The sequence below is a fragment of the Achromobacter sp. 1012554356 genome (assembly GCF_059760815.1).
Map to the genome: position 1 here is coordinate 1 of NZ_JCBANC010000111.1, position 5,736 is coordinate 5,736.

Genomic DNA, 5,736 nt, shown 5'->3' on the forward strand with positions numbered 1-5,736 from the left:
CGATCGGCCTGGCCGACGCGGGGGCGCGGGTGGTGGTGAACCACCGGGCGGGCGGGGACTCGCAGGCCCGGGGCGCGGCGGTGGTCGAAACGATCCAGCGCAGCGGCGGCACGGCGGTCGCAGCCGCGGCTGACATCAGCCGGGAAGCCGACGTCGACCATCTGTTCGAGCAGGCCGTGCAGCACTTCGGCCGGGTGGACATCCTGGTCAACAACGCGGGCGTCGAGCACCCGTCGCCCATCGCCGACATGACCCTTGCCGATTGGCAGCGGGTCATCGACGTGAACCTGACCGGCCATTTCCTGTGCGCGCGGGCGGCCGCCCGGGCTTTCAAGTCGCAACCCCCGGGCCCGGACCGCCAGAACCGTTCCGTGGGCAACATCCTCTTCATCAGCTCGGTGCACGAAGTCATCCCGTGGGCGTTCCAGGTGAACTACGCGGCGTCCAAGGGCGGAATTTCGCTGCTGATGAAATCGCTGGCGCAGGAGCTGGCGCCCGACCGCATCCGCGTCAATTCCATCGCGCCCGGCGCCATCCGCACCGCGATCAACCAGCCGGCGTGGGACACGCCGCAGGCGCTGGCCAAGCTGCTGGAACTCATCCCGTACGGCCGGATCGGCGAGCCCGAGGACATCGCCCAGGCGGCCGTGTGGCTGGCAAGCGATGCATCCGACTACGTCACCGGCACCACGCTCTTCGTGGACGGCGGCATGACGCTTTACCCCGAATTCCGCGGCGCGGGCTGAGGCCGGCATGTCCAAACCCCTGGAAGACTACGGACTCATCGGCAACATGCTGTCCGCCGCGCTGGTGGCGCGCGACGGCTCGATCGACTGGCTGTGCCTGCCGCATTTCGATTCGCCCGCATGCTTTGCCGCCTTGCTGGGCGACCAGCGTCACGGGCGCTGGCTGATCGCGCCGCACGGCAAGATCAAGGCTACGTCGCGCCGCTACGTGCCCGATACGGCGGTGCTGGAGACCCGCTTCGAGACCCGCACGGGGTCGGTGCTGGTGTACGACTTCATGCCGCTCAGCGATGACGACGAGCGCGTGGACGTGGTGCGCATCGTGCGCGGCGAGTCCGGCCACGTGCAGATGGACATGGAGCTCATCCTGCGCTTCAACTACGGCCAGAGCGTGCCGTGGGTGCGCCGGCGCGATTACGGACTGAACGCCATTGCGGGCCCGGACGCGGTCGAGCTGCATACGCCCATCGAGCTCGAAGGTCACGACATGAAGACCACGGCGCGGTTTTCGCTGCATCCGGGCCGCGTCGTGCCGTTCACGCTGTCCTATCACCGCTCGCACCGCACGCCCCGGTTCGTGCCGGACCGCGTCGAAAGCATGGACCGCACCGTCTCGTGGTGGCAGGAATGGGCCAAGCGCTGCCATTGGGATGGGCCGGGCGACGGCCGCCGCGATGCGGTGGTGCGCTCGCTGATCACGCTGAAACTGCTGACCTTCCAGCCCACCGGCGGGATCATTGCCGCGCCGACAACATCGCTGCCCGAAGCGCTGGGCGGCAGCCGCAATTGGGACTACCGCCATTGCTGGCTGCGCGACTCGGCGCTGACGCTGTACGCCTTGCTCAACGCCGGCTATCGCGAAGAGGCCGAGGCGTGGCGCCAATGGCTGCTGCGCGCGGTGGCCGGTCACCCCGATCAGTTGCAGATCATGTATGGCATTGCCGGCGATCGCTGGCTGCCCGAGCTGGAGATTCCCTGGCTGCCCGGCTACGAGGACAGCCAGCCGGTGCGCCGGGGCAATGGCGCGGCGGGACAAAGCCAGCTCGACATCTACGGCGAACTCATCGATACGCTCTACGCCGCGCGCGTCGCGGACCTGGCGCCGCTGGCCGAAGCCTGGCGCTTGCAGAACGTGCTGCTCAAGCCGCTGGAGCAGCGCTGGCGTGAACTGGACCACGGCATCTGGGAGGTCCGGGGCGAACGGCGCGCCTTCACGCATTCGCGGGTGATGTGCTGGGTGGCGTTCGACCGGGCGGTCAAGGCGTGCGAACGCTGGGGCTTGAAGGGTCCGGTGGATGCCTGGCGCCGGCTGCGCGAACGCATCCATAAGGACATCTGCGAGCACGGCTACGACCGCACCCGCGGCTGCTTCGTGCAGAGTTACGGATCGACGGCGCTGGACGCGAGCCTGCTGCTGATTCCGCAGGTGGGCTTTCTGCCGGCAAGCGACCCCCGCGTGGCGGGCACCGTGCACGCGATCGAACGCGAACTCATGCACGGCGGCCTGCTGCGCCGCTATTCGGTCGAGGACACCGACGACGGCCTTGAGGGCGAGGAGGGCGTCTTCCTGGCCTGCAGTTTCTGGCTGGCGGACGCCTACGTGATGCAGGGCCGGCTGGGCGATGCGGAGCGGCTTTTCGACCGCCTGCTGTCCCTGCGCAATGACCTGGGGCTGCTGGGGGAAGAGTACGACGTTGTGCGGCGCCGGCTGGTCGGCAACTTCCCGCAGGGCTTCTCGCATATCGGCCTGGTCAACACGGCCTATAACCTGAGCCGCGCCATGGGGCCGGCGCAGCAGCGCGCCGAGCAGGACGCGCCACGGGCGTAGCGGGACGCGCCCCGGCCGGGGGGCGCGGGTGTATTCTCGCAATCACACGGCGCCGCCCGCCCGGCGCCGGTCATGCACATCACATGAAACGCGCGCCGCGGCTCGCCCGCCGGTGCGCCGCACCAGGAGAGGCAACCATGCTTTTGACCGACGAACAGCAAAGCGTCCAGGAGATGGCGCGCCGGTTTGCGCAGGAGCGCCTGGCGCCCAACGCCGAACGCTGGGATCGCGAACACCACTATCCCGCCGACGCCATCGCCGAGATGGCGCAGCTCGGCTTCTTCGGCATGCTGGTGCCGGAGGCCTGGGACGGCAACGACAGCGGCTATATCTCGTACGCGGTGGCGCTGGAAGAAATCGCCGCGGGCAGCGGCGCCTGCTCCACCATCATGAGCGTGCACAACTCTGTGGGCTGCATGCCCATCCTGAAGTTCGGCAACGACGACCAGAAGGCGCAGTTCCTGCGTCCGCTGGCGCGCGGCGAGCATATCGGCGCATTCGCGCTGACCGAACCGCAGGCCGGCTCCGACGCCAGCAGCCTGCACACGCGCGCGCGGCGCGACGGCGACGTCTACATCCTCAATGGCGCCAAGCAGTTCATCACGTCCGGCCGTAACGGACAGACGGTCATCGTGTTCGCGGTCACCGACCCCGACGCAGGCAAGCGCGGCATCTCGGCGTTCATCGTCCCCACCGACACGCCGGGGTACAAGGTGCTGCGCGTGGAAGACAAGCTCGGCCAGCACGCGTCCGACACCTGCCAGATTGCGTTCGAGGACATGCGCATTCCGGCCGCCTGGCGGCTGGGCGAAGAGGGCGAGGGCTACAAGATCGCCTTGTCCAATCTGGAAGGTGGGCGCATCGGCATCGCGTCGCAGTCGGTGGGCATGGCGCGGGCGGCCTTCGAATGCGCGCGGGACTACGCCCGCGACCGCCAAGCCTTCGGCAAAGCGATCATCGAACACCAGGCCGTGTCGTTCCGGCTGGCGGACATGGCGACGCAGATCCACGCCGCCCGCCAGATGGTGCTGCACGCCGCGGCCTTGCGCGAAGCCGGCCGGCCCGCGCTGACCGAGGCGTCCATGGCCAAGCTGTTTGCGTCCGAGATGGCCGAAAAGGTCTGTTCGGCGGCGATCCAGACGCTGGGCGGCTACGGCTACCTGAAGGACTTTCCGGTCGAGCGCATCTACCGGGACGTGCGCGTCTGCCAGATCTACGAAGGCACCAGCGACATCCAGCGCCTGGTGATCGCCCGCAATCTGTAGCCGGGTCGCGCAGCGGCTCGCTATTTGCGGGCCGCTGCGGCCGCGCGGCGCACGCCGGCCCGGCGGCGTGCCCACACGGTGTAGACGACGAGGTTCCCCACGATCAGCAACGCCGCCAGCAGCATTTGCGTGGTCCGGGTGATGCCCTCGGGATAGATGATGCCCAGCACGTAGTGCTCGATGAAGCCGCCCGCGTAGCCTTCTTGCCCCGCGCGTTCGCGCAATGACACTTCAAGCGGCGTCAGCGGACAGATCCAGCCCATGCCGATCACCATCGCCCCCCACGCCAACGCCGGCAGATGCCAGAACGCCATGCGCGGTTTCCACAGCGTCAGCAGGCCGCCAAACACCACGAACGCGACAAACAGGCCATGTACGACCAGCACGAGGTCGGCAAGGATGCGATAGGTCATCTTTGAAATTCGTCAATAGCAGGGTCGCCGCAAATCGGCGGGAGGTGCATTAAAGCGCATGCGTGCATGCGGCGTGCGTGGCATTGGCAACAAGGCAAGACGCCTGATGACCGAATAGAATGCGGGCGTGTTCAATCCAAGATACTTCCGGAACCCACGCCATGCACGCTTCGATCATCGCCGCCATCCAGGACGCAGAGGAACGGCTGCGCCAGGCCATGCTGTCCTCGGACATCGCCGCGCTGGAAGCGCTGCTGGATCCGGACCTGCTGTTCGTCAATCACATGGGCTGGACGGTCACGCGGGAGGATGACCTGGATGCGCACCGCGGCGGGCTGCTGAAAATCCACGCGCTGGACCTGTCCGAACAGTGCATCCTGCCGCGCGCCGATTGCGCGGTAGTGTCGGTGCTGGCCCGCATCGCGGGCAGCTACAACGGCGTGCCGGCCAACGGCACGTTCCGCTTCATGCGAACCTGGACGCCCGATGCGGCGTCGGGTTCCGCGTCCGGCGCGTGGCGCGTCATCGCGGCCAGTTCGGTGATGGTGGTCTAAAACGGCCCGGCGGGCTTCAGACTTTCAAGTCGCGCAGCAGCTTGGTCAGTTCCGGGGCGGTCATCAGGGAGACGCCCTGCGCCTTGGCATATTGCAAGGCGTTGTCGGACACGTCGCCCAGCGCGATATAGATGGCTTCTCGGGCGCCGCGCTTCTCGCGCGCGGTCTGCAGTTCGCGCAACGGTTCCACGCCGTGTCTTGCCGCCTTCCAGCGCTTGGCGCTGACGATAGCCACGTGGCCGTCCTTGCTTAGCGCGAAATCGGCGCCGGGCGTCTGCAGGCGCTCGACCTCACAGCCATCGCGCCGGAAACCGGCTTCGACGGTCTTTGAGAAGTCCGCCCACGACATGGCGGCAACGGTTTCGGCCACCGCCTGCACACGGGCGCCGGACGGGGCGCGCAACTGCTTGTAGGCCGCCATGATGGAAATCACGGCGAATGGCACCGCGGCAAAGACACCCATTGCGGCATACTCCAGCGGCAGCGCGGCAAAGCCGCCGGCGCTGAGCAGCACGGCCACGCCGGCGCTCATCCACCAGGGCGAGCGCAGCAGCACGGCGAAGATGGAGTTCTGGGACATCTTGAATTTCATGGCAGCTCGCGGCGTGGGGGAATCAACAGGAAATCAGGCGCTCTCGCCGTCGTCGTCGGGGGCGCCGGCAAAGGCGCGAACCACGATGCGCACGCCGCCGCAGGTCACGATCTGGCCATCGCGGATCTTGGCCGTCTTGCGCGTTTCCACCACGCCGCCGACGCGGACCTGACCGTCGGCCACCAGCATCTTGCCGGCGCCGCCGCTGTCCACGACGCCGGTCGCTTTCAGCAGCTGGTTGATTTCAATGTAGGGGCTGCCTTCGGCAAGCGTGAATTCGATGATGGACATGAGGCGTGGGTCAGGGATTCGGGGTCAGGCGGGGCCGTTGCCGGGGG

7 protein-coding genes are annotated in these 5,736 nt (G+C 67.7%); 4 read left to right on the forward strand and 3 right to left on the reverse strand.

The window, feature by feature from the left end:
* Positions 1-2: 2 nt before the first annotated feature.
* The 3 genes from AC6LJW_RS29250 (at position 3) to AC6LJW_RS29260 (ending at position 3,839) form a co-directional block, all read left to right on the forward strand.
* Positions 3-746, forward strand: coding sequence for a glucose 1-dehydrogenase (locus AC6LJW_RS29250; protein WP_498088951.1), 744 nt, complete (start codon positions 3-5; stop codon positions 744-746).
* Positions 747-753: 7 nt separating this feature from the next.
* Positions 754-2,574 (forward strand): glycoside hydrolase family 15 protein, encoded by a 1,821-nt coding sequence (locus tag AC6LJW_RS29255; RefSeq protein ID WP_498088952.1) that lies wholly within the window; start codon positions 754-756, stop codon positions 2,572-2,574.
* Between the two features lie 137 nt (positions 2,575-2,711).
* Complete coding sequence (locus AC6LJW_RS29260; protein WP_498088953.1) at positions 2,712-3,839, forward strand: acyl-CoA dehydrogenase family protein; 1,128 nt, start codon at positions 2,712-2,714, stop codon at positions 3,837-3,839.
* A 20-nt stretch (positions 3,840-3,859) separates the two neighbouring features.
* Here the strand turns inward: AC6LJW_RS29260 and AC6LJW_RS29265 are convergent, their stop codons facing one another.
* The gene (locus AC6LJW_RS29265; RefSeq protein ID WP_056560746.1) at positions 3,860-4,252 is read right to left on the reverse strand and encodes a DUF2784 domain-containing protein; all 393 of its coding nucleotides are present in this window, start codon (positions 4,250-4,252) and stop codon (positions 3,860-3,862) included.
* Positions 4,253-4,413: 161 nt separating this feature from the next.
* On the opposite strand from AC6LJW_RS29265, the gene AC6LJW_RS29270 reads away from it, so the two are divergent.
* Positions 4,414-4,806, forward strand: coding sequence for a nuclear transport factor 2 family protein (locus AC6LJW_RS29270; RefSeq protein WP_498088954.1), 393 nt, complete (start codon positions 4,414-4,416; stop codon positions 4,804-4,806).
* A 16-nt stretch (positions 4,807-4,822) separates the two neighbouring features.
* Here the strand turns inward: AC6LJW_RS29270 and AC6LJW_RS29275 are convergent, their stop codons facing one another.
* Positions 4,823-5,398, reverse strand: coding sequence for a restriction endonuclease (locus AC6LJW_RS29275; RefSeq protein WP_498088955.1), 576 nt, complete (start codon positions 5,396-5,398; stop codon positions 4,823-4,825).
* Positions 5,399-5,431: 33 nt separating this feature from the next.
* The gene (locus AC6LJW_RS29280; protein ID WP_056560755.1) at positions 5,432-5,689 is read right to left on the reverse strand and encodes an RNA-binding S4 domain-containing protein; all 258 of its coding nucleotides are present in this window, start codon (positions 5,687-5,689) and stop codon (positions 5,432-5,434) included.
* Between the last annotated feature and the right edge of the window lie 47 nt (positions 5,690-5,736).